At 70.0% G+C, this 19,445-nt stretch carries 22 protein-coding genes; 13 read left to right on the top strand and 9 right to left on the bottom strand.

From position 1 onward, the window contains the following. Positions 1-232 precede the first annotated feature (232 nt). Entirely contained in the window at positions 233-1,225 is a 993-nt protein-coding gene (locus tag LPW41_RS08325) for a DMT family transporter (protein ID WP_230704575.1), read from the bottom strand. Positions 1,226-1,296: 71 nt separating this feature from the next. Here LPW41_RS08325 and LPW41_RS08320 point away from each other — a divergent pair, with 71 nt between their 5' ends. From LPW41_RS08320 to LPW41_RS08315, 3 genes are all read left to right on the top strand, one after another. After that, a complete protein-coding gene (locus LPW41_RS08320; RefSeq protein ID WP_230704574.1) occupies positions 1,297-1,857 on the top strand; it encodes a CGNR zinc finger domain-containing protein in 561 nt (186 codons plus the stop codon). A 102-nt stretch (positions 1,858-1,959) separates the two neighbouring features. Then, positions 1,960-2,091: a hypothetical protein gene (locus LPW41_RS16845; protein WP_260979745.1), complete on the top strand. Its 132-nt coding sequence runs from the start codon at positions 1,960-1,962 to the stop codon at positions 2,089-2,091. Next, positions 2,088-2,597 carry a GNAT family N-acetyltransferase gene (locus LPW41_RS08315; protein WP_230704573.1) on the top strand — a complete coding sequence of 170 codons (510 nt, stop codon included), beginning with the start codon at positions 2,088-2,090 and terminating at the stop codon, positions 2,595-2,597. The genes LPW41_RS16845 and LPW41_RS08315 overlap by 4 nt, the downstream gene beginning before the upstream one ends. A 69-nt stretch (positions 2,598-2,666) precedes the next feature. Here LPW41_RS08315 and LPW41_RS08310 read toward each other — a convergent pair whose 3' ends face one another. Beyond that, on the bottom strand, positions 2,667-3,545 hold the full coding sequence (locus LPW41_RS08310; protein WP_144833273.1) for an alpha/beta fold hydrolase: 879 nt from the start codon (positions 3,543-3,545) through the stop codon (positions 2,667-2,669). A gap of 325 nt (positions 3,546-3,870) precedes the next feature. Between LPW41_RS08310 and LPW41_RS08305 the strand changes: the two genes are divergently transcribed. Beyond that, positions 3,871-4,605 carry an exonuclease domain-containing protein gene (locus LPW41_RS08305; RefSeq protein ID WP_230704572.1) on the top strand — a complete coding sequence of 245 codons (735 nt, stop codon included), beginning with the start codon at positions 3,871-3,873 and terminating at the stop codon, positions 4,603-4,605. Between the two features lie 769 nt (positions 4,606-5,374). Then, positions 5,375-7,261 carry an HNH endonuclease signature motif containing protein gene (locus LPW41_RS08300; RefSeq protein ID WP_230704571.1) on the top strand — a complete coding sequence of 629 codons (1,887 nt, stop codon included), beginning with the start codon at positions 5,375-5,377 and terminating at the stop codon, positions 7,259-7,261. 122 nt (positions 7,262-7,383) lie between these two features. Here LPW41_RS08300 and LPW41_RS08295 read toward each other — a convergent pair whose 3' ends face one another. Together LPW41_RS08295 and LPW41_RS17065 are read right to left on the bottom strand one after the other, a co-directional pair. After that, positions 7,384-7,665 carry a GNAT family N-acetyltransferase gene (locus LPW41_RS08295; protein ID WP_230704921.1) on the bottom strand — a complete coding sequence of 94 codons (282 nt, stop codon included), beginning with the start codon at positions 7,663-7,665 and terminating at the stop codon, positions 7,384-7,386. Beyond that, complete coding sequence (locus LPW41_RS17065) at positions 7,659-7,940, bottom strand: hypothetical protein (protein ID WP_230704947.1); 282 nt, start codon at positions 7,938-7,940, stop codon at positions 7,659-7,661. Before LPW41_RS17065 ends, LPW41_RS08295 begins: the two co-directional genes overlap by 7 nt. Before the next feature lie 310 nt (positions 7,941-8,250). Between LPW41_RS17065 and LPW41_RS17060 the strand changes: the two genes are divergently transcribed. Further along, positions 8,251-9,057: a carbon-nitrogen hydrolase family protein gene (locus tag LPW41_RS17060; protein ID WP_230704570.1), complete on the top strand. Its 807-nt coding sequence runs from the start codon at positions 8,251-8,253 to the stop codon at positions 9,055-9,057. 255 nt (positions 9,058-9,312) lie between these two features. Here the strand turns inward: LPW41_RS17060 and LPW41_RS08280 are convergent, their stop codons facing one another. From LPW41_RS08280 to glgA, 3 genes are all read right to left on the bottom strand, one after another. Continuing rightward, complete coding sequence (locus LPW41_RS08280; protein ID WP_055837630.1) at positions 9,313-9,564, bottom strand: type B 50S ribosomal protein L31; 252 nt, start codon at positions 9,562-9,564, stop codon at positions 9,313-9,315. A gap of 351 nt (positions 9,565-9,915) precedes the next feature. Then, complete coding sequence (locus LPW41_RS08275; RefSeq protein ID WP_144833265.1) at positions 9,916-10,698, bottom strand: ABC transporter ATP-binding protein; 783 nt, start codon at positions 10,696-10,698, stop codon at positions 9,916-9,918. Between the two features lie 143 nt (positions 10,699-10,841). Beyond that, positions 10,842-12,032, bottom strand: a complete 1,191-nt coding sequence (gene glgA, locus LPW41_RS08270) for a glycogen synthase (RefSeq protein WP_144833263.1) — start codon at positions 12,030-12,032, stop codon at positions 10,842-10,844. Positions 12,033-12,108: 76 nt separating this feature from the next. On the opposite strand from glgA, the gene glgC reads away from it, so the two are divergent. Beyond that, a complete protein-coding gene (gene glgC / locus LPW41_RS08265; protein WP_230704569.1) occupies positions 12,109-13,353 on the top strand; it encodes a glucose-1-phosphate adenylyltransferase in 1,245 nt (414 codons plus the stop codon). 247 nt (positions 13,354-13,600) lie between these two features. Here the strand turns inward: glgC and LPW41_RS08260 are convergent, their stop codons facing one another. Beyond that, complete coding sequence (locus LPW41_RS08260; protein WP_230704568.1) at positions 13,601-14,080, bottom strand: S-ribosylhomocysteine lyase; 480 nt, start codon at positions 14,078-14,080, stop codon at positions 13,601-13,603. A 155-nt stretch (positions 14,081-14,235) separates the two neighbouring features. On the opposite strand from LPW41_RS08260, the gene serB reads away from it, so the two are divergent. Together serB and LPW41_RS08250 are read left to right on the top strand one after the other, a co-directional pair. Further along, positions 14,236-14,877: a phosphoserine phosphatase SerB gene (gene serB, locus LPW41_RS08255; RefSeq protein WP_230704567.1), complete on the top strand. Its 642-nt coding sequence runs from the start codon at positions 14,236-14,238 to the stop codon at positions 14,875-14,877. A 146-nt stretch (positions 14,878-15,023) separates the two neighbouring features. Beyond that, positions 15,024-15,701 (top strand): alpha/beta fold hydrolase, encoded by a 678-nt coding sequence (locus LPW41_RS08250; RefSeq protein WP_144833255.1) that lies wholly within the window; start codon positions 15,024-15,026, stop codon positions 15,699-15,701. 264 nt (positions 15,702-15,965) lie between these two features. Here LPW41_RS08250 and fabG read toward each other — a convergent pair whose 3' ends face one another. After that, the gene (fabG, locus tag LPW41_RS08245; RefSeq protein ID WP_230704566.1) at positions 15,966-16,676 is read right to left on the bottom strand and encodes a 3-oxoacyl-ACP reductase FabG; all 711 of its coding nucleotides are present in this window, start codon (positions 16,674-16,676) and stop codon (positions 15,966-15,968) included. Between the two features lie 206 nt (positions 16,677-16,882). Between fabG and LPW41_RS08240 the strand changes: the two genes are divergently transcribed. From LPW41_RS08240 to LPW41_RS08225, 4 genes are all read left to right on the top strand, one after another. Beyond that, positions 16,883-17,656, top strand: coding sequence for a DUF4190 domain-containing protein (locus tag LPW41_RS08240; protein WP_230704565.1), 774 nt, complete (start codon positions 16,883-16,885; stop codon positions 17,654-17,656). A gap of 88 nt (positions 17,657-17,744) precedes the next feature. Continuing rightward, positions 17,745-18,149, top strand: coding sequence for a DUF3099 domain-containing protein (locus LPW41_RS08235; protein WP_269074266.1), 405 nt, complete (start codon positions 17,745-17,747; stop codon positions 18,147-18,149). Next, complete coding sequence (locus LPW41_RS08230; protein ID WP_230704563.1) at positions 18,146-18,370, top strand: hypothetical protein; 225 nt, start codon at positions 18,146-18,148, stop codon at positions 18,368-18,370. Before LPW41_RS08235 ends, LPW41_RS08230 begins: the two co-directional genes overlap by 4 nt. A gap of 156 nt (positions 18,371-18,526) precedes the next feature. After that, positions 18,527-19,432 carry an SURF1 family protein gene (locus tag LPW41_RS08225; RefSeq protein ID WP_230704562.1) on the top strand — a complete coding sequence of 302 codons (906 nt, stop codon included), beginning with the start codon at positions 18,527-18,529 and terminating at the stop codon, positions 19,430-19,432. Positions 19,433-19,445 lie beyond the last annotated feature (13 nt).

Genomic DNA, 19,445 nt, shown 5'->3' with positions numbered 1-19,445 from the left:
AAAGCCCCTGAGCCCGCGAGGTCCCTGAGCCTGTCGAAGGGACCGGAACCCATGAAAGACCGGTGGCTTCGACAGGCTCAGCCACCTCCAAACCGAAAGCCCCTGAGCCCGCGAGGTCCCTGAGCCTGTCGAAGGGACCGGAACCCCTGAAAGACCGGTGGCTTCGACAGGCTCAGCCACCTGCGAACCGAAGGTCCCTGAGCCTGTCGAAGGGACCGGAACCCGCGCCGGCCTACGGCGCCGGCACCACCGGGATGCTCGCCGTCTCGGTCTTCTCCTCGACCGCGCCGCCGGCGTCGAGCCGCACGAGCACGACGCCGACGAGGATCAGCGCACCGCCGACGAACTGCACGGGAGCGGGCGTCTCGCCGAGCAGCAGCCAGGCGAACGCGAGGGCGAACAGCACTTCGCTGAGCCCGACGAATGACGCGAGGCGCGAGCCGATGAGCGGCACCGCGATCACCCCGAGGGCGTACCCGACAGTGGTGGCGACGCCGCCCACCCAGAGCAGGGGCAGGATGCCGGGAACCTCGAGCCCCGCGAGCGACACCGTGATCGAGGGTGCGGCGAAGGGCAGGATCCCGGTGGCGACGAGGATGCCCATCAGCACGGTTCCGGTGATCAGGCCTCCCGCGGCGAGAGCGAGGGGCGGGAGATCGTCGCCCGCGCGCCCGGCGATGACGAAGTAGGCGGCCGCGCACACGGCGGCGCACAGCGCGAAGATCGTCCCCAGCAGGTCGAAGCGCGCCCCGCTGATGTCGACCACGAGCACGAGGCCGACCATCGCCACGACGGAGCCGATCAGCACCGCCTTCGAGGGAGCCGTGCGGGTGCGCACCCAGACCGCGAGCACGAGCAGCACCGGCGCGATGTACTGGATGAGCAGGGCGACGGCCACCGGCATCCGCTGCATCGCGGCGAAGTAGAACAGCTGGCATCCGGCCACGGCCGTGAGGCCGAAGGCGAGGATGAGCAGTCCGTGTCGGCGGATGAAGCCACGCTGCCGGCGGATCGCGAGGATCAGCGCGGGCGACAGCAGGAGCGCCGCGACCCCCATCCGCACGAGCAGGACCGCCCCGAGCGACCAGCCCCCGTCGAGCAGGGGCTTCACGAACGGACCGCTCGACGAGAACGCGAGGGCCGAGGCGACGGCGATCACGAGCCCGGTGACGGCTCCGGAGCCGTGTCGGGTGGGGCGCGGAAGGGTGACGGACGACGTGGTCATGCGAGCCTGCTGTCAGGAGTGAAGAACGTTTACACTCGTGACAGTACGACCCGCGCCTGTCAGGAGTCAACATGGTCTTCATCCGTGACACCGAACTGGTGCTGCGCGCTGCCGTCGAGCTGGTCAACACCCTGCCGCAGACCGACGTCAGCGGCGTCGACACCCTCGAGGAGGTCGAGGCCCTCGAGGACTTCACCGAGCGTCACGGCTACACCGGGTCGCGCACGCGCGATGCGCGCGAACTCGCGGCGGTCCGCGGCATCCGCCCCCGTCTTCTCGCGCTGTGGAGCACGGATCGCGACGGGGCGGTGCCCCTCGTGAACGCCATGCTCGCCGACGGTCGGGCGCTCCCCCAGTTGGTGCGGCACGACGGGCTCGACTGGCACATCCACGCGAGCGATCCGGCCGATCCGTTGGCGACGCGCATCCTCGTCGAGTCGGCGTTGGCATTCGTCGACGTCATCCGTGCGGACGAATACGCGCGCGTTCGCGTGTGCGACGCCGACGACTGCGCGGGCGTCTACGTCGACTTCTCGAAGAACGGCTCGAAGCGCTACTGCGACGCCGGCAATTGCGGCAACCGTATGAACGTCAACGCGTACCGTCGCCGCAAGGCCGAGGCTCCGGCCTGACCGCGGGGCGGGGATCTTCCCCTCTTCTGCGGCGATGACACCTGCCGGGGGGGGGTGACGCGCCGCACTGATCGCGATCGCGTGCGGACCCACGTTCGCCGTATGGATCGCCGACCCGTGATGCGCGTTTCGTGGGCGGATGCCGAGAACCCGCCCGACCTTCCCCTCGGGCGTTCCGTCTCGACGCCGTCGGCGCTCGGCCGTCTCGCGCTCTCGTCTACGGTCGAGGCATGAGCAGCACCGCGACGGTCCGCCCAGCCACCCTCGACGATGCGGACACGATCGCCGCCGTCCATGTCGAGACGTGGCGTGAGACCTACACGGGTCTCATGCCCGATGAGATGTTCGACGACACCGCCCTCGAGCGGCGGCGTGGGGCGTGGGCGTTCATGCTCGGCGCCGACGCGCCCCCGCTGACCATCGTGGTCGCCGAACGCGACGCGCGGATCGTCGGGTTCGCCCTCGCCGGGGCGTCGAAGGGCGCCGACGCGACGAAGGGATTCGAGCCGACGCGCGATCTCACCCTCTTCGCGATCTACCTGCTGGCTTCAGAGCACGGCACCGGTGTCGGTCACGCCCTGCTCACGGGGGCCATCGCCGACCGTCCCGCTCAGTTGTGGGTCGCGAGCGCGAATCAGCGCGCGCGGGCGTTCTACGAACGGCATGGCTTCCGCGAAGACGGGGTGTCGTTCGAGGATGCCCACATCGGCGGCATCGTCGAACTGCGCATGGTGCGGTAGCGAGCCCGCTCGAGCCGAGCCCGATGTCTCCAGCCTGGCTCGGCACCTTCGCTCAGCACGAGCCCCCACTCACTCCGCGTCCACGAACCCCCGGATCGCCGCCGCCGCAGCCTGAGGCGTCTCGTAATGGATGAGGTGTCCGACGTCGGGGATCTCGACGAGCTCGGCCCGCGGGAACAGCGTCGCGAGGTGACGTTCCGCTTCGATCGGCGTGATGTCGTCTTTCTGCGCGGCGATGAGCAGCGTGGGTTGAGCGATGCGCGGCGCGAACTCGCGCACGTCGTGCGACACGCTCGTCACGAAGGCCTCGTGCAGCACATCGCGGTCGGCGAACCGCGAGAAGTATTCGTCGTGCTGCTCGTGAACGAACCGCCGCAGTTGCGGGTCGCGTGTCTTCGCCATGGCGTTGCTCATGACGCGGACGATGAGTCCGTTGCGCAGAAGCCCCTCGCCGATCGCGCGAGGAAGCTTCGCCCCGGCCAGGTAATAGAACACGGCGAGGCGGGTCAGAATCCCTCGCGGCCCCTCGAGCGCGGGTGCACCGATCGGGTTGACGAGGATCAGTCTGGGCGTCGATAGCCCTCCGGCGACAGCGGCCGACGACACGATCGAGCCGAACGAGTGGCCGAGGATCACGGCATCCGGAGCGACGTCTTCGACGAAAGCGCGCAGCCACGCGGCGTAGGTGTCGAGGTCGTGCGGGCGTCCGACGAGAGGGGCCGTCTCGCCGAACCCGGGAAGATCGGGCGAGATGACCCGGATGCCGGGAAGGTGCGCCACGACGGGATCGAGCCCGTGGTGCTCGCCGCGGAAGCCGTGCACCGCGACGATCGTGGTCGCTGCGGAATCGTCGCCGTAGACCCAGTACGCGGTCGTGCCACCGAGCACGTGCGCCTCGCGTCGCGTCACGGGGATCGCGGCGAGCAGTTCGGCGTACGGATTCGGCATGGGTCGAGTCTAGGAGGGGGTTCCGACATCGACCTGGGCGCTGCGACGGAGCCCCTCCGCGCCCCGCGCGAACGCGTCCGACCCGCGCCCCCACGTTCGGGCATCCGGGTGCCGCGACGGAGCCCCTCCGCTCCCCGCGCGAGCGCGTCCGACCCGCGCCCCCACGTTCGGGCATCCGGGCGCCGCGACGGAGCCCCTCCGCTCCCCGCGCGAGCGCGAATCCGGCCCCCGGCCGAGCCGCGGCATCCGCCCCGGTCCTCCCCCGTCGACCCCGGTGCCTGCGCGCCTGGCCGCCCATGTCGGAACCCCGCTCTACCGTGGGCGCATGACCACGTGGCAGGCCGAGCCGCTTCCTTTGTTCCAGACGCCCGAGTGGGCGCGCCTCATCGGCGTGTTCGATCTCGAGACCACCGGGATCGACGTCGAGAACGACCGCATCGTCACCGCGCACGTCGGCGTTCTCGACGTCGACGGACACGTCGTCGACGCCCGCGACTGGCTGGCCGATCCGGGTGTGGAGATCCCGGCCGGGGCGGCCGCCATCCACGGCATCAGCACGGAACGCGCCCGGGCCGAGGGCGCTCCGGCGCCCCGCGTGGTCGGCGAGGTCGTCGAGGCGCTGTCGGCGCTGTTCGCGGCGGGGATCCCGGTCGTGGCCTACAACGCGCCGTTCGACTTCTCGCTGTTGAAGAACGAGGCGATCCGGCACGGCGTCGAGCCCATCGCCACTCCGTCGCCGGTCATCGATCCGCTCGTCGTCGACAAGACGTACGACCGGTATCGCCGCGGAAAGCGCACGCTGTCGGTCGTCGCCGAGCACTATTCCGTGCCGCTCGAGTCGGCGCACGAGGCCTGTGCCGATGCCGTCGCGGCGGGTCGGCTCGCCCTCGCGCTGGCCGAGAAGTTCGGTCCCTGGATGCCGTCCACCCTCGACGAGCTCCACACCCGCCAGATCGGGTGGGCCCGCGCGCAGGCGGCGAGCCTCACCGAGTATTTCATCAAGATCGGGCGACTGGATGCCACGGCTCCCCCGGTCGACGGGACGTGGCCGATCCGCTGAGTGGTGCTAGCGAGGTTTTCTGCGTCGCGAGCGGTTGCCTGATCCGCTGAGCGGGACCAGTTGCGACCTCGCCACGGCTTCCCCGCTCGATGACGCGTCAGTGTTCCCGTGAGCGGTCAGGACCCTAATCTCGGCCGGTGCCCCCGGTCGACGGCGTCTCGCAGAGCCGCCACCCCGGTTCGGCTCCCCGGTCGACAGCGTCGGGCAGCCCCTCTACACGACCTCGACTCGGCTCCCCGGCGGACGCGCCGCGCAGCCCCCCTGCGCGATCTCGACTCGACTCCCCGGTCGACAGCGCCGGGCCGCCCCACAGCACGACCGCGACTTGGCTCCCCCGGCGGACGCGTCGGCAGCCCCACAGCGCGATCTCGACTCGACTCCCCGGTCGACAGCGCCGCGCAGCCCCACAGCGTGATCTCGACTCGACTCCCCGGTCGACAGCGCCGCGCAGCCCACTGCGCGATCTCGACTCGACTCCCCGGTCGACAGCGCCGGGCAGCCCCACAACGCGATCTCGACTCGACTCCCCGGTCGACAGCGCCGCGCAGCCCCACTGCGCGATCTCGACTCGACTCCCCGGTCGACAGCGTGGGGCCGGCCCGCCCCTCGATCTCCCCTGCCGGTCCGATCCTGCCGAGCGGTCCTGCCACCGATTCAGCCTGGCCCTCAGGGCCGGTGCGAACTGCAGTCCCCGTCCCCGATCCCGCCCGTGGCCTGGACTTCTCCCGACCACGAACCCAATGTCGGAGGTCCCCGATACCGTTCTCCCATGACCAGCACCGCCCCTTCCGAAGACCGGCCGCGACCGGTGTTCCGCGAGACCGACGGTGCGCCCTGGCCCAGCGATGACGAGCTCGAGATCGAGGCCCGATGGGCGGCGATACGCGAGTCCGCAGACGTCGACTGGTGGCCGTACGATCAGCCCACGCACCAGTCCGACGCACTCAGCGCAGTGCCCGAGGTCGAATGGTGGGCGGATGCCGATGACGACGCCCCCTGCGCCGTGAACGGCGTGGTCATTCCGCTCCTCATCGGCGACTCGCCCGCGTCCGAGTGGGCGGATATCGCGGGAGCACCGTCGGAAGGCCCCCGCGAAACGTCCAGCGAGACCGCCCCGCAGAACGCCGTCGATCCGTTCGACGAGTTCCTGTCGGCGGATGCCGATGACGGCGACCTCGACGCCCCTCTCCATCGGCTGAAAGCCGTCGCGCGGGTGCGCCAACGGGCGACCGCGGAGGAGTACCGACTCATCGCGTCCATCCTGCAGGCGGCTGCCGAAGACCCCACTCCGTGGGCGGGACCCGATCCGACCCGTGACCCCTCATGGAGCGACGCACGTCGGCGCACCATCCGCGCCGTCCGCCGCGATCGCGCGGACATGGCCGAACGCGCCGCCGTCGCCGAGATCGCCGTGCGTCTCCGCCTGTCCGAGCAGACCGTCCGCACGCGCGCGGCGCACGCCCGCACCCTCGACGAGCGCACCCCTGCGGTCTGGCGGGAGTTCAGCGAGGGGCGCATCTCGGAGCGCCACGCAGTCGAGGTCGCTCGACTGGCGTCGTCCCTGCCCGACGAGCCCGAGCCGTTGCAGCGATTCGATGAGCAGGTGTGCGAGCGAGCCGTGGTGCTCACACCCGCGAAGTTCGCCGTCGCGGCGCGCGTCATCCGCGAGCGCGTCCACGCGGAGTCCCTCGAAGAGCGTCATCGTCGCGCGGCGGCAGATCGCGGCGTCTGGATGTCCGCCGAGCTCGACGGCATGGCCTCGCTCAGCGCCCTCCTCCCCGCTGATCGGGCCCGTGCCGTCATGTCGCGCCTCGACGGAGTGGCGCGCTCTCTCCGCGCCCTCCCGGACGAAGACCGGACTCTCGCGCAGCTGCGCGCTGATGCTCTGGCCGATCTCGTCGCGACGGTGCCCTCCGGCGCCCCCGAGCCGGCGCGAGTGGAAGCCGCCACCTCGGAGTCACCGCCGGCAGGGGCATCGATGTCGACTCAGCCCGCGGTCGCTCCGCCGCAGGTCGCTCCGCCGCCGATCGATTCACCTACGATCGATGCACCCTCGTTCGATTCACCCCCGGTCGCTCCGCCGCACGTCGCTGCGCCCCCGGTCACTCCGCCGCACGTCGCTGCGCCCCCGGCCGCTTCTCCCCAAGCCGCTTCGCCACCCGCCTCGGCCGCACCGCGTTCCACGCCCTCCGCAACGGTGATCGTCACCGTCCCCGCCCTGACGCTGCTCGGCGCATCCGCCGAACCCGCCACGCTGGAGGGCTACGGCCCCATCGATCTCGACACGGCCCGTCGCCTCGCCGGCAATGCGACCTCGTGGATCCGTCTGCTCACCGACCCCGTGACCGGCGCGCCCCTCGCTCTCGACCGCAAGACCCATCGAGTTCCGCTCGCGCTTCGTCGTTGGCTCGGCGTGACGCATCCGACGTGCGTCTTCCCCGGATGCAATCGGGCCGCCCGCGAATGCGACATCGATCACCGCACGGCGTGGGCCGAAGGCGGAACGACCGACGAAGACAACCTCGACCCGAAGTGCCGCCATCACCATCGACTCCGACACGAAACGCTGTGGGAGCCGTCCGCCTCGCCCGACGGTGACCTGACATGGCGTTCGCCGCGGGGCGAGACCTTCGACGCGGATCCGCCGCCGTTCTAGAACTCACGCGCGGATCCGGGGAAAGCTCATGCCCGCGGTCGTGCCCCCTGCGTCCGAGCCCGCCCGGTCAAGTCCACAGGAGCGAGCCCACACTGTGGAGCACACGAACCCGCCAGCTCGACTCACTCCGCCTGCAGCGCCCGCCTCCACGCCACTTCCCGCTCCAGCTGCCCCGTACGACGGAACATCCGCACCTGATGCGTATTCGCGAGAACGCCCGCAAGCTCGTCCCGATCCGCGGGCACGAACCCGAGGCTCTGCCAGAACCCTCCCGACCGACGGCTGAAGAGCCAGGCCGTATGCGCACCCTCGGCGGCTGCTCGCTCGAGAGCGAAGACGGCCAAGGCGCGACCGTGGCCCAGCAATCGTCGCTCGGGCGCGACCGCGACGCTCCGGATCAACACATGCCGCCCGTCAGCGCTGACTTCCCATCCCGTGCTGCCGATGATCCGACCGGCGCCAGCCCGAGCGGCGTCCGCCGTACCGGCGCCAGCCCGAGCGGCGTCAGCCGTACCGGCGCCAGCCCGAGCGGCGTCAGCCGTATCGGCGCCAGCCCGAGGAACATCAGCCCGACCAGCGCCAACCTCATCGGCACCAACACCAAGAGCACCACCCCGACCAGCGCCACGCCCTCCGGCACCACCATCACCGGCCACAACCCGACCAGCACCGACGCCACAGGCACCGTCCCCACCGGCCCTCTTCCCACCGACGCCCTCGCGCTCCACCCACAGGCGCACCGTCGGCGCGTCGAGGCCGGCCACGGTCAGATCCGCCTCGCGCAGAAAGACCTCGATCTCCGCGATCTCCTCCGCCGTCCGGCACCGCTGCAACTTCATCGCTCCAGCAAACCAGCCCGGCGCAGACACCGACCACCCGCCCCACCACCCCCCTCCAGCCACACGCCCAGCCCCACACTTCCGACCACACCCGCCCACCCCACACTCCCGACCACGCGCGCCTGCCCCACGCCCTGCCACACTGATCCGGTGACCTTCCGCATCGCCACCGTGCAGGCCGAAGCCCGACCCGGAGCCCTGCTCCACAACGTCTCGCGAGCGGCGCACCTCATCGCCGCGGCGGCGGAGGCGGATGCCGATGTGGTGGTGTTCCCGGAAGCGTTCCTCACCGGCTACGCCGACGAGGTCTTCGCGGCGCCCCTTCCCGACCTCCACGACCTGCAGTGGCAGGATCCTCTCCGGCGCATCGTCGACGAGACCGGCGTCATCGCCATCGTGAACACCGCCCTGCAGTCGAGCGGCAGACGGACCCTCACCGACGTGGTGTTCGCTCCCGGACGTCCACCGTTCGCCGCCTACGCCAAACAGCACCTCCATGCCCCCGAGCGCGAGATCTTCGATCCCGGCGAGCGGGGCTTCTCGTTCGAGGTGAAGGGCATCCGCGTGGCGTTGTCGGTCTGTTACGACGCGAACTTCCCCGAGCATGCGGCCGCCGCCGCGGCATCCGGTGCTCTCGTGTACGTGAACAGCGGCGCGTACTTCCCCGGGGGCGAGCGGCGACGCGACCTGCACTACGCCTCGCGAGCCCTCGACAACGGCGTGTACGTCGTCTTCAGCGGACTCGTGGGCGCGCCCAGCGACTTCATCGGCGGTTCGGCCGTGTTCGATCCGCTCGGTCGCCGCATCGCGCACGTCGAAGGTCGCGAGGGGGTCGCGGTCGCCGCCATCGACTTTGCCGTCGTCGCCGAGGCGCGCGCCGAGCAGCGCATGTGGCGAGACCGCCGCGACGACCTCGGAGGATACGAGAACGCGGGAAAACTCACGTCGAGGGTCTGAGGGCAGGCACGCATTCGCGTCGACACACACGCGACGACGGGGCAGCGGGCGCAGTTCGTCGTGACCGGCGCTCGTCGCCAGAACGACCCTGAAGGATGCGAGACCGCGCGACACCGCGCCGTCCGCTGCACCCCGCAGCCGAGCCCGCCGCCCGACGCACCCCACGCACCGACGCACCCCACGCAACCAATTCGGAAAAGCGAAAGCCCCCCATCCCGAAGGACGAGGGGCTTTCGCTGCGAGAACCGGTGCGGATCAACGACCGCCGAAGTTCTTGAAGCGCTGGTTGAACTTCTCGACGCGGCCGGCGGAGTCCATGATGCGCTGCTTGCCCGTGTAGAAGGGGTGCGAAGCGGACGAGATCTCCACGTCGATGACGGGGTACTCCACGCCGTCGAGCTCGATCGTCTTGTCGCTCGAGACGGTCGAACGGGTGAGGAAGGTGTCGCCCGAACCGAGGTCGCGGAAGACGACGGCCTTGTACGTGGGGTGAATGTCAGTCTGCATGGGAGGTCCTTTGAGAAGTGGTGTCCTGGATTCTGCCAGGACGTCAAAGTCTGCGGCGCCGAAGGCACCAACGTCAGAGTCTATCAGGCCCGAGCAGTGCCCTGACACGAGGGCGCCGGTTCAGCCGACACCCGGATCCGAACTCTCAGACCGCGCGGGCCACGTACCGCCCGGCTTCGCGCGTCAGCGAGATCTCGAGCCCGACCGACAGACGGAGTCGAGCGCGAGAAACGCCCGGATCCGAACTCTCAGACCGCCCGCGCCGCGTAGCGCCCGGCCTCGCGCGACAGCGAGATCTCGAGCCCGACCGACAGACGGAGTCGAGCGCGAGAAACGCCCGGATCCGAACTCTCAGACCGCCCGCGCCGCGTAGCGCCCGGCCTCGCGCGTCAGCGAGATCTCGAGCCCGAACGTCTTCGTGAGGTTCTCGGCCGTGAGGGCCTCCTCGAGAGGACCGGATGCCACGACCTCGCCGTCGCGCAGCAGCAGCACGTGCGTGAAACCGACCGGGATCTCCTCCACGTGATGCGTGACCATCACCATGGCGGGCGTGGTCGGCGCCTGCGCGTAGCCCGACAGCAGGGTGAGCAGCTCTTCGCGCGCACCCAGGTCGAGGCTCGCGGTGGGCTCGTCGAGCAGCAGCAGCTCGGGGTCGGTCATGACCGCTCGAGCGATCTGCACGCGCTTCTGCTCGCCGTCGCTGAGGGTGCCGAAGGTGCGGTCGGCGAGGTGGTCGAGCTTCCACTCGGCGAGCACGCGCAGTGCACGACGCTCGTCGATGTCGTCGTAGTCTTCGCGCCAGCGACCCACGACCGAGAACGCGGCCGTGAGCACGACGTCGAGCACGGTCTCTTCCGGCGGCACGCGACGCGCCATCGCCGACGAAGCGAAACCGATGCGCGGACGCAACTCGAACACGTCGGTGCGTCCGAGACGCTCCCCGAGGATCGTCACCGAACCCGACGTGGGGTGCAGCAGGGTGTCGGCGAGCTGGAGCACCGTCGTCTTGCCCGCGCCGTTCGGCCCGAGCACGACCCAACGCTGGTCGTCCGACACCTCCCAATCGAGGTGGGACACGATGTCCCGCGCGTTCCGGCGGACGACGACGTCGGAGAACTCGAGCACCTGGGGCATGGATCTAGCCTACTGTCCGAGACAGGGGCTCCCGGATGCCACGCGGCCCCTGTGGAGAGTGCCGGAGCGCCCCCGCGCCCGTCGTGCGCGGCGCTTTCCGAGACGTCCCCGGTCGTCGTGCCGCACATCGCGACCGCGGCCGCCTACCTCCCCGCGACCTCCGCGTAGAGCGCAGCGGTGGTCTCCGCGATGGCCGCCCAGCTGAAGTCCTCGACGGCTCGCGTGCGACCGGCTTCTCCGTAGGCCCGGGCGGTATCGGCATCCGTCACGACCTCCGTTAGCACGCGGGCGAGATCGTCGACGAACCGCTCGGGATCGACGGGCGTTCCGGTCCCGTCCTGCACCTGCTCGATCGGCACGAGACGCCCGGTCACGCCGTCGACGACGACCTCGGGGATGCCGCCGGTCGCCGTCCCGACGACCGCTGCGCCGCACGCCATGGCCTCGAGGTTCACGATGCCCAGCGGCTCGTACACCGAGGGACAGACGAACGTCGTCGCCGAGGTGAGGATCGCGCTGAGCTCGTTGCGCGGCAGCAGCTTCTCGATCCACACGACCCCGTCGCGGGTGGCCTGGAGCCCCCGGACCAGCTCCTGCACCTCGGCCATGATCTGCGGGGTGTCGGGGGCGCCGGCGCACAGGATGAGCTGCACCTCGGGCGGCAGCTGCTCCGCCGCGCGCAGCAGGTAGGGCAAGCCCTTCTGGCGGGTGATGCGACCGACGAAGACGACCGAGGGGCGCGACGGATCGATCCCCTGCGACGCGAGGAACGCGTCATCCGACACCGGATGCCACGACTCGGTGTCGATGCCGTTGTAGATGACCCGCACCTTGGCGGGATCGAGCGAGGGGTAACTGCGCAGGATGTCGTCGCGCATGCCGGAGCTCACCGCGACGACCGCGGCGGCACCCTCGTAGGCGGTCTTCTCGATGTAGCTCGAGACGGCGTAGCCGCCCCCGAGCTGCTCGGCCTTCCACGGGCGCAAGGGCTCGAGGCTGTGGGCGGTGACGACGTGCGGGATGCCGTGGAGCAGGGATGCCAGGTGCCCGGCGAAGTTCGCGTACCAGGTGTGCGAGTGCACGACGTCGGCGCCGGCGATGTCGGACACGATCTCGAGATCGGTGCCGAGCGTCTGGATCGCGCCGTTGGCGGAGGCGAGCTCTGCGGGCACACCGTATGAGGTCACGTCGGCTTCATCACGGTCGGCGCCGAACGCGCGGACCTGCACCTCGGTGCCCTCGGCGCGCAGCGCCTTGACGAGCTCGGTGGCGTGGACTCCGGCTCCGCCGTAGATCTCCGGCGGGTATTCCTTGGTCACGATGTCGACGCGCATGACACGAACCGTAGTACAGCGAAAGGCGCGCCGCAGACGTGTTTCCGCAGCCGCATCCGCCCCTTAGTGTGGTGCCATGCCTGCAGCGCCGAAGGTCTTCGGAATCATCCTCGCCGGCGGCGAGGGAAAGCGACTCATGCCCCTCACGGCCGATCGCGCCAAACCCGCCGTTCCGTTCGGCGGCCAGTACCGCCTGATCGACTTCGCCATCTCGAATCTCATCAACTCGGGGCTGCGGCAGCTGGTCGTGCTCACGCAGTACAAGTCGCACAGCCTCGACCGCCACATCTCGCAGACGTGGCGCATGTCGCCGATGCTCGGCTCGTACGTCGCCTCGGTCCCCGCGCAGCAGCGACTGGGCAAGCGCTGGTTCTCGGGCTCGGCCGACGCGATCCTGCAGTCGATGAACCTCATCCGCGATGAGAAGCCCGACATCGTCGTCGTCATCGGTGCCGACCACGTGTATCGCATGGACTTCAAGCAGATGCTCGACGCCCACATCGCCTCGGACGCGAAGGCCACCGTCGCCGGCATCCGTCAGCCGATCTCGCTCGCGAACCAGTTCGGCGTCATCGACACCGACCCCAGCGACCCGACGAAGATCCGCGCGTTCCTCGAAAAGCCGCAGAGCCCGGCAGGCCTCGCCGACTCGCCGCACGAGGTGCTCGCTTCGATGGGCAACTACATTTTCGACGCCGACGCCCTCGTCGACGCCGTCACGCACGACGGCGAGCTGCCGGCCTCGGCCCACGACATGGGCGGCGACATCGTCCCCTACTTCGTCGACCGCGGCGAGGCGGCCGTCTACGACTTCCAGCGCAACGACGTGCCCGGGTCCACTCCCCGCGACCGGTCGTACTGGCGCGACGTCGGCACGATCGAGTCGTTCTACGACGCGCACATGGATCTGATCTCGACCCTGCCGATCTTCAACCTGTACAACAACGACTGGCCGATCTTCTCGCAGACCTTCAACGCCCCTCCGGCGAAGTTCGTGCGCGACTCGGTCGGGCGCATCGGCAACGCGATCGACTCGATCGTGTCGCTGGGCTCGGTGCTGTCGGGAACCCACCTCGAGCGCAGCGTCGTCGGCCCGTGGGCCCTCGCGGGCGGCGGATCGACGATCACCGACTCGGTGCTGTTCGACAGCGTCCAGGTGGGTGCGGGAGCGCGGATCCACCGCGCGATCCTCGACAAGAACGTGGTGCTCGAGCCCGGGGCGACCATCGGCGTCGATCGCGAGCGCGACCTGGCCCGCGGTTTCACCGTCACCGAGACGGGCATCACCGTCGTCGGCAAGGACGTGCACGTCCACGCCTAGTCGTGAAACGCGGTTCCGGATGCCGAGAACCTCCGGATGCGAAGAGGGGGCGGTGACCGCGAAGGTCGCCGCCCCCTCTCGTTCGCAGCGGTAGGAGGTGGGGAGCTTGCCGCTCCGCGTCAGACGCCCACGCGCTCGAATGCGTCGCGCGAGACTCGGCCTGCCCGCTACCCGTTCAGCTCCGCGTCAGACGCCCACGCGCTCGAATGCCTCGCGCGAGACTCGGCCTGCCGGGTACCCGTTCAGCTCAGCGTCGGACGCCCACTCGCTCGAATGCGTCGCGCGAGATGCCCTTCTCGAGCACGACCTTCGACCACTCCTTGGCCGTGTGCAGGCTGTGATCGCGGTAGTTGCCGCAGCTGAACGCGTCGGTTCCGGGCACGTCGTCCCACTGCACGTCGTCGACGATGGCGCGCAGCGAATCGCTGATCGCATCGACCAGGGCGGCCACGTCGGGCTCGCCCCACATGATCACGTGGAAACCGGTGCGGCATCCGAACGGCGAGATGTCGATGAGGCCGTCGATGCGGTCGCGCACGAGGCTCGCGAGCAGGTGCTCGATCGTGTGGAGCCCGGCCGTCGGGATCTCCTGCTCGTTGGGCTGCACGAGACGCAGATCGAAGTTGGAGATGACGTCACCGCGCGGCCCCGACTCGGTGCCGATCAGGCGGACGTACGGCGCCAGAACGGCGGTGTGGTCGAGGGTGAAGCTTTCGACATCGGCCATGAGGGGTCCCTTCTCAGGAGTCGGCGGTGCGAAAAGCCTACGCGGGGGCTCCGACATCGCCCCCGCGCATGACGCCGTGCGACGAGAGCGCAGTCGCGCTGATGCGACCGGTCGTGGACCTCGCGACCCCCGGCTCACCCGCTAGGGTCGAGCGCGTGCCTGCGCCCGCTCGTTTCCTCATCGTGCTCGATGCCGACTCCACCCTGATCCGCAACGAGGTCATCGAACTCCTCGCCGACGAAGCCGGCCGCGGTGCCGAGGTCGCTGCGGCGACCGAGGCGGCCATGCGCGGCGAGGTCGACTTCGCCACGAGCCTGCGCTCACGCGTCGAAGCCCTCGCGGGCGTCTCGACCGAGGCCTTCGCTCGCGCGATCGCACGCATCGAGCCGACTCCCGGCGTGCGCGAGCTCATCGCCGCGGTGCACGAACGCGGAGGGATCGTCGGAGTCGTCTCCGGAGGCTTCCACGAAGTGCTCGACACCATCGCGCCCGACCTGGGGGTCGACGTCTGGCGCGCGAACCGGCTCGTCGCCGACGACGGCCGCCTCACCGGCGAGGTCGGCGGAGAGATCGTGGATGCCACGGCCAAGGCCGACACGCTCCGCCGCTGGGCCGACGAGAACGGCGTCCCCCTGCGGTCGACGTTCGCGATCGGCGACGGCGCGAACGACCTCGAGATGATGAAGACGGCCGGCCTCGGTCTGGCGTTCAACGCGAAGCCCGCCGTACGCGAGCGGGCCGATCTGGTCGTGGGCGACGTGGATCTGGCGCAGGTCATCGCCCTCCTCCCCCGCTGACGCAGGGATCCCGCGCGAATCCCAGAGCGGGCGGATGCCGTGGGGCTCTCGGGTCGCGCGGACGGCAGGAGCGGTCGAACCGATGCCTGACCTGCTCTTTATCAGATGCACTCGCCGATGTCGGAACCCCGTCCTACGCTCGCAATATGGACGTCATCCTCGTACCCGGACTCTGGCTCACCGCGTCGTCGTGGGACGACATCGTTCCCGCTCTCGAGGCGGCAGGGCATCGCCCGCACGCCCTGAGCATGCCCGGCCCCGCCGTCGGCGACCTCGTGATCGACGACTGGGTCGACGCCGTCGTCACCGAGATCGACCGTCTGGACCAGCGCGTCGTGCTCGTCGGACACTCGGGCGGGGGCAACGTCGTCTGGGGCGCGGCCGACCGACGCCCGGACCGTGTCGCGCGGGTCGTCCTCGTCGACACGATCGTGCCCCACCCCGGCGCGATGATCTCGGAGTTCCCCGTCGAAGACGGCGTGGTGCACTTCCCCGGGTGGGAGTTCTTCGACGCCGACGACACCGCCGACATCGACGAAGAGACGCGCACCCGCACGGCGACGCAGGTCGTCGACGTACCGGGTCGCGTGCCGACCTCGCCCATCACTCTCGGCGACGAACGACGCTTCGAAGTCCCTGTGACGGTGCTCTCAGGTCAGCTCGACGCCGAGTCACTGCCCCGCGTGCTCGCCGACTGGGGTGACTACGCCGATGAGTTCGGCAAGATCCGCGACGTCGAGGTCGTGCGACTCGGGTCGGGCCATTGGCCACAGTTCTCGCAACCCGAGAAGTTCGCCGAGAAGCTGGTCGCCGCCGTGCGCTGAGAGGCACAGCGGCTCGAGAAGCCGATCGAACGAGCGTCCTTCCAGCCGCGCCGGGTTCGGTGGCCCGCGCCGTCGCTGTAGGGCGCCGGGGTTGGTGACCGACCTTCTGGGGCGCCGGGTCAATGACCGACAATCTGGGGCGTCGGGGTTGGTGACCGAGGCTCTGGGGCGCCGGGGTTATTGACCGAGGCTCTGGGGCGTCGGGGTTGATGACCGACGCTCTGGGGCGCCGGGTTCAGTGACCGACGCTCGCGGGCGTCGGGGTCAGTGCCCCATGCCGAGGCCACCGTCGACCGGGATGACCGCGCCCGAGATGTAGGCGGCGTTATCTCCGGCGAGCCAGGTGACGACGCCCGCGACCTCATCAGGCGAAGCGAAACGACCGGCGGGGATGTTCTTCTTGTACTCCGCCTGCGTGTCGGCGGGGAGCTCAGCCGTCATGTCGGTCTCGATGAACCCGGGAGCCACGACGTTGGCGGTGATGCCGCGACCGCCCAGCTCGCGCGTGAGCGAACGGGCGAAACCGACGAGGGCGCTCTTGGACGCCGCGTAGTTGATCTGTCCGGCCGAACCGTAGAGGCCCACCACGCTCGAGATGAGGATGACGCGACCCCACCGCGCTTTGAGCATGCCCTTCGAGGCGCGCTTGACGACGCGGAACGCGCCGCCGAGGTTGGTGTTGACCACGCTGTCGAAGTCGTCCTCGCTCATGCGCAGCAGCAGGGTGTCCTTGGTCACTCCGGCGTTGGCGACGACGACGGCGATCGGTCCGAGCTCAGCCTCGACCTGCGAGAACGCCGCGTCGACAGCAGCGGCATCGGTCACGTCGGCGCGCACGGTCAGTGTTCCCTCGGGGCCTTCGCCCGAACGGGCGGTGACGGCGACCTTCCAGCCCTCCGCGACGAAGCGCTCGGCGATGGCGCGACCGATCCCCCGGTTTCCTCCGGTGACGACGACGACGCGGTCCTGAGACATGGTGAGACTCCTGCGCTTGCGGGTGACGGAACCGGCCCAGCCTACCGACGACCGGGCCGGGACACCGCGAGCACACCGAAGCAACGACAGCCCGCCCGACATCTCGCCGCCCAGCCGTTCCCGACTCAGCCGTTCCAGACTCAGTCGTTTGACACGGGTGGAGACGCGCTGGAACGCTGGTGAAGACCGCAATGAAAGGGACTCCCGTGAGCGACGACCGCACGACCGATCCGAACCAGCCCGGATACACCGACGGCGCCTCGCCCTCGAACGACGCCCCCTCCGCGTCGCCCTACGCCCCGCAGAGCGACAACGACTCCTCGAGCGCCACCGCGAGCGGGACCGGCGACGCCGCGGCATCCGGGACCACGGCCTCCGAAAACACGGGCTCCGGACACGCGGCATCCGGAAACACCACTCCCGACGCGCCCGCCTACGGGGCTCCCCCGGCTCCGCCGTACGGGGCCCCCGATGCCCCGTCGGCACCTCCCGCGCCGCCCTACGGCTCGGCCTACGACGCTCCCGCGCCCGACGCCGCGGCATCCGCCTACGGCTCCGCCCCCGCAGCTCCGGCCTCCGACCAGCAGGGCTACGGCCAGACGGCGTACGGCCAGCAGGCCTACGGGCAGCCCGCCTACGGACAGGCATACGGACAGCAGGCGTACGGACAGCAGGCCTACGGGCAGCAGTACGGCTACACCGCCCCGCCGAAGACCAACCTGCTCGCGATCCTGTCGCTGATCGCCTCGCTCGTCGGTTTCATCATGTTCCTGCCCGTGATCGGACAGATCGCCGGCGTGATCATGGGCCACATCTCGCTCAAGCAGATCAAGACCACCGGAGAGCGCGGCCACGGCATGGCCCTCGCCGGTCTGCTGATCGGCTACATCAGCCTCGGCCTGATCGTCCTGTTCGTCATCGGCATCTCGATCCTGATCGCCTCGACCGCGAACTCGACCAGCTCGGGCTACGGCGTCTGACGCCCCCGTCGCGCACGACGAGCCGCCGGACGCAAGGCGTTCGGCGGCTTGTCATGACGTCGAACAACCGGCACCGCAACCCCGCCCCATGTCATTCCTGCGGGCGTACCCTGAGACCACTGTGAAGACATCGCATCGAGCCCAATCCGCGACGTCGCTTCCCCAGGCTCCCCGGGATGACGCCGACACCCGTTTCGCCAAGTACATGGTGATGATGGGTATCCGTATCGCGTGCTTCATCGCCATGGCGGTCATCACCCCGTACGGCTGGTACACCTTCGTCTTCGCCGCCGGGGCGATCTTCCTCCCCTACCTCGCCGTGATCGTCGCCAACGTCGGCCAGGACGCCTCCAACCGGACCGTCATCAACCCCGAGCGCGCGATCGAAGCCCCGGTGACGCCCACGGCGACCGTGGCCCCCGCCGAGGGTCCGATGGTCATCCGCATCGCCGAGACCCCGCGTCAGGATCCCCCGCGCGACGACCGCCCGTGACGGCGTCGACGTCAGCGGGAAGCGCGCGCGTCGAATGCTCCCGAGCCGGATGCCGTGACGACGCCGTCTGGGCTGTGCACTGGCGCAACCCGCGCATCCACTCCGCCGACCGCCGCAAGACCTGGGTCGCGTGCGATGCACACGTGTCGTACCTGCGCGAGTTCCTGAGCGCCCGCGACTTCCCCGTGCGGGTGGAGGCCCTGTCGAACGAACCGGCGTGAGCGCCGCGCCGACCGACGTACCCTGGAAGACGTGACCGGAGCATTCGACGACGCAACGCGACACGGTGCCGGGTCGTCGATCGTGAGCCGGTCGTCGAGCTTCCGCGGCATCCGGATCGTCCGTGACGACGCAGCCGTTCACCGAGGACACCGCTCATGAGCCGCCGCGAGACCCCCGCCGCCGCCCGGTGGGCGATGTACGTCGGCGTGGCCATCCTCTTCGCGATCGCCTGCGGATTCCTCTCGAACTGGCAGTTCTCCCGCAACGCCGAGCGCAGCGAGCAGCTCGAGCTCGTCGCGAACAACTACGACGCCCCGCCCGTCGCCCTCGGGGATCTGCTCGCCCCCGGGGCGCAGCTGACGCCCTCCGACGAGTGGCGCCCCGTGCGCATGCAGGGCGAGTACCTCACCGACGAACAGCTGCTCGTGCGCAACCGCGCGCACGGCGGCTCGGCCGCGTTCGAGCAGCTCGTGCCGTTCCGCCTCGACGACGGACGCACCTTCCTCGTCGATCGCGGATGGCTGCCGCCGGGCAACCAGCAGTCCGTCCCCGATGTCATCCCCGATCCGCCGTCGGGTCAGGTGACCGTCGAGGTGCGCCTCCGCCCCGAAGAGGCCGCGCCCACCTCCGGTCGCAGCGCCGATCCGGGTCAGGTGCCGACGATCAACCTGGGCCTCGTCGCCGAGCAGACCGGCCCCCTCGAACCGGGCGCGTATGGACTGCTCATGTCGGAGACGCCCGCGCCGCAGACCGCGCCGAACACGGTGGATCCGCCCAGCAACGACCCCGGCCCGTACCTGTCGTACGCGGTGCAGTGGATCCTCTTCGCCGTCATGGGCTTCGGCTTCATCACCTACGTGATCGTCAACGAACGCAAGCTGCGCCGCGAAGAAGCGGAAGACGCGGACGAAGAGGGTGACGAGCTCATCGAGGCGACCCCCGAGCCCGAGAGCGTCACGACCGAGAAGCGCCGCGTCGACCCCGTCGCCCTCCACCGCGCACGAAAGCGCCCGAAGGATCGCGACGCCGACGACGAAGACGCGCTGCTCGACCAGCGCTGAACGAGAGCCCGCC

The sequence above is a fragment of the Microbacterium sp. JC 701 genome, assembly GCF_021026215.1.
GTDB classification, from domain to species: Bacteria; Actinomycetota; Actinomycetes; order Actinomycetales; family Microbacteriaceae; genus Microbacterium; species Microbacterium algihabitans.
The sequence above is the reverse complement of the archived record's forward strand: the minus strand, read 5'-3'. Positions and strand labels throughout refer to the sequence as shown.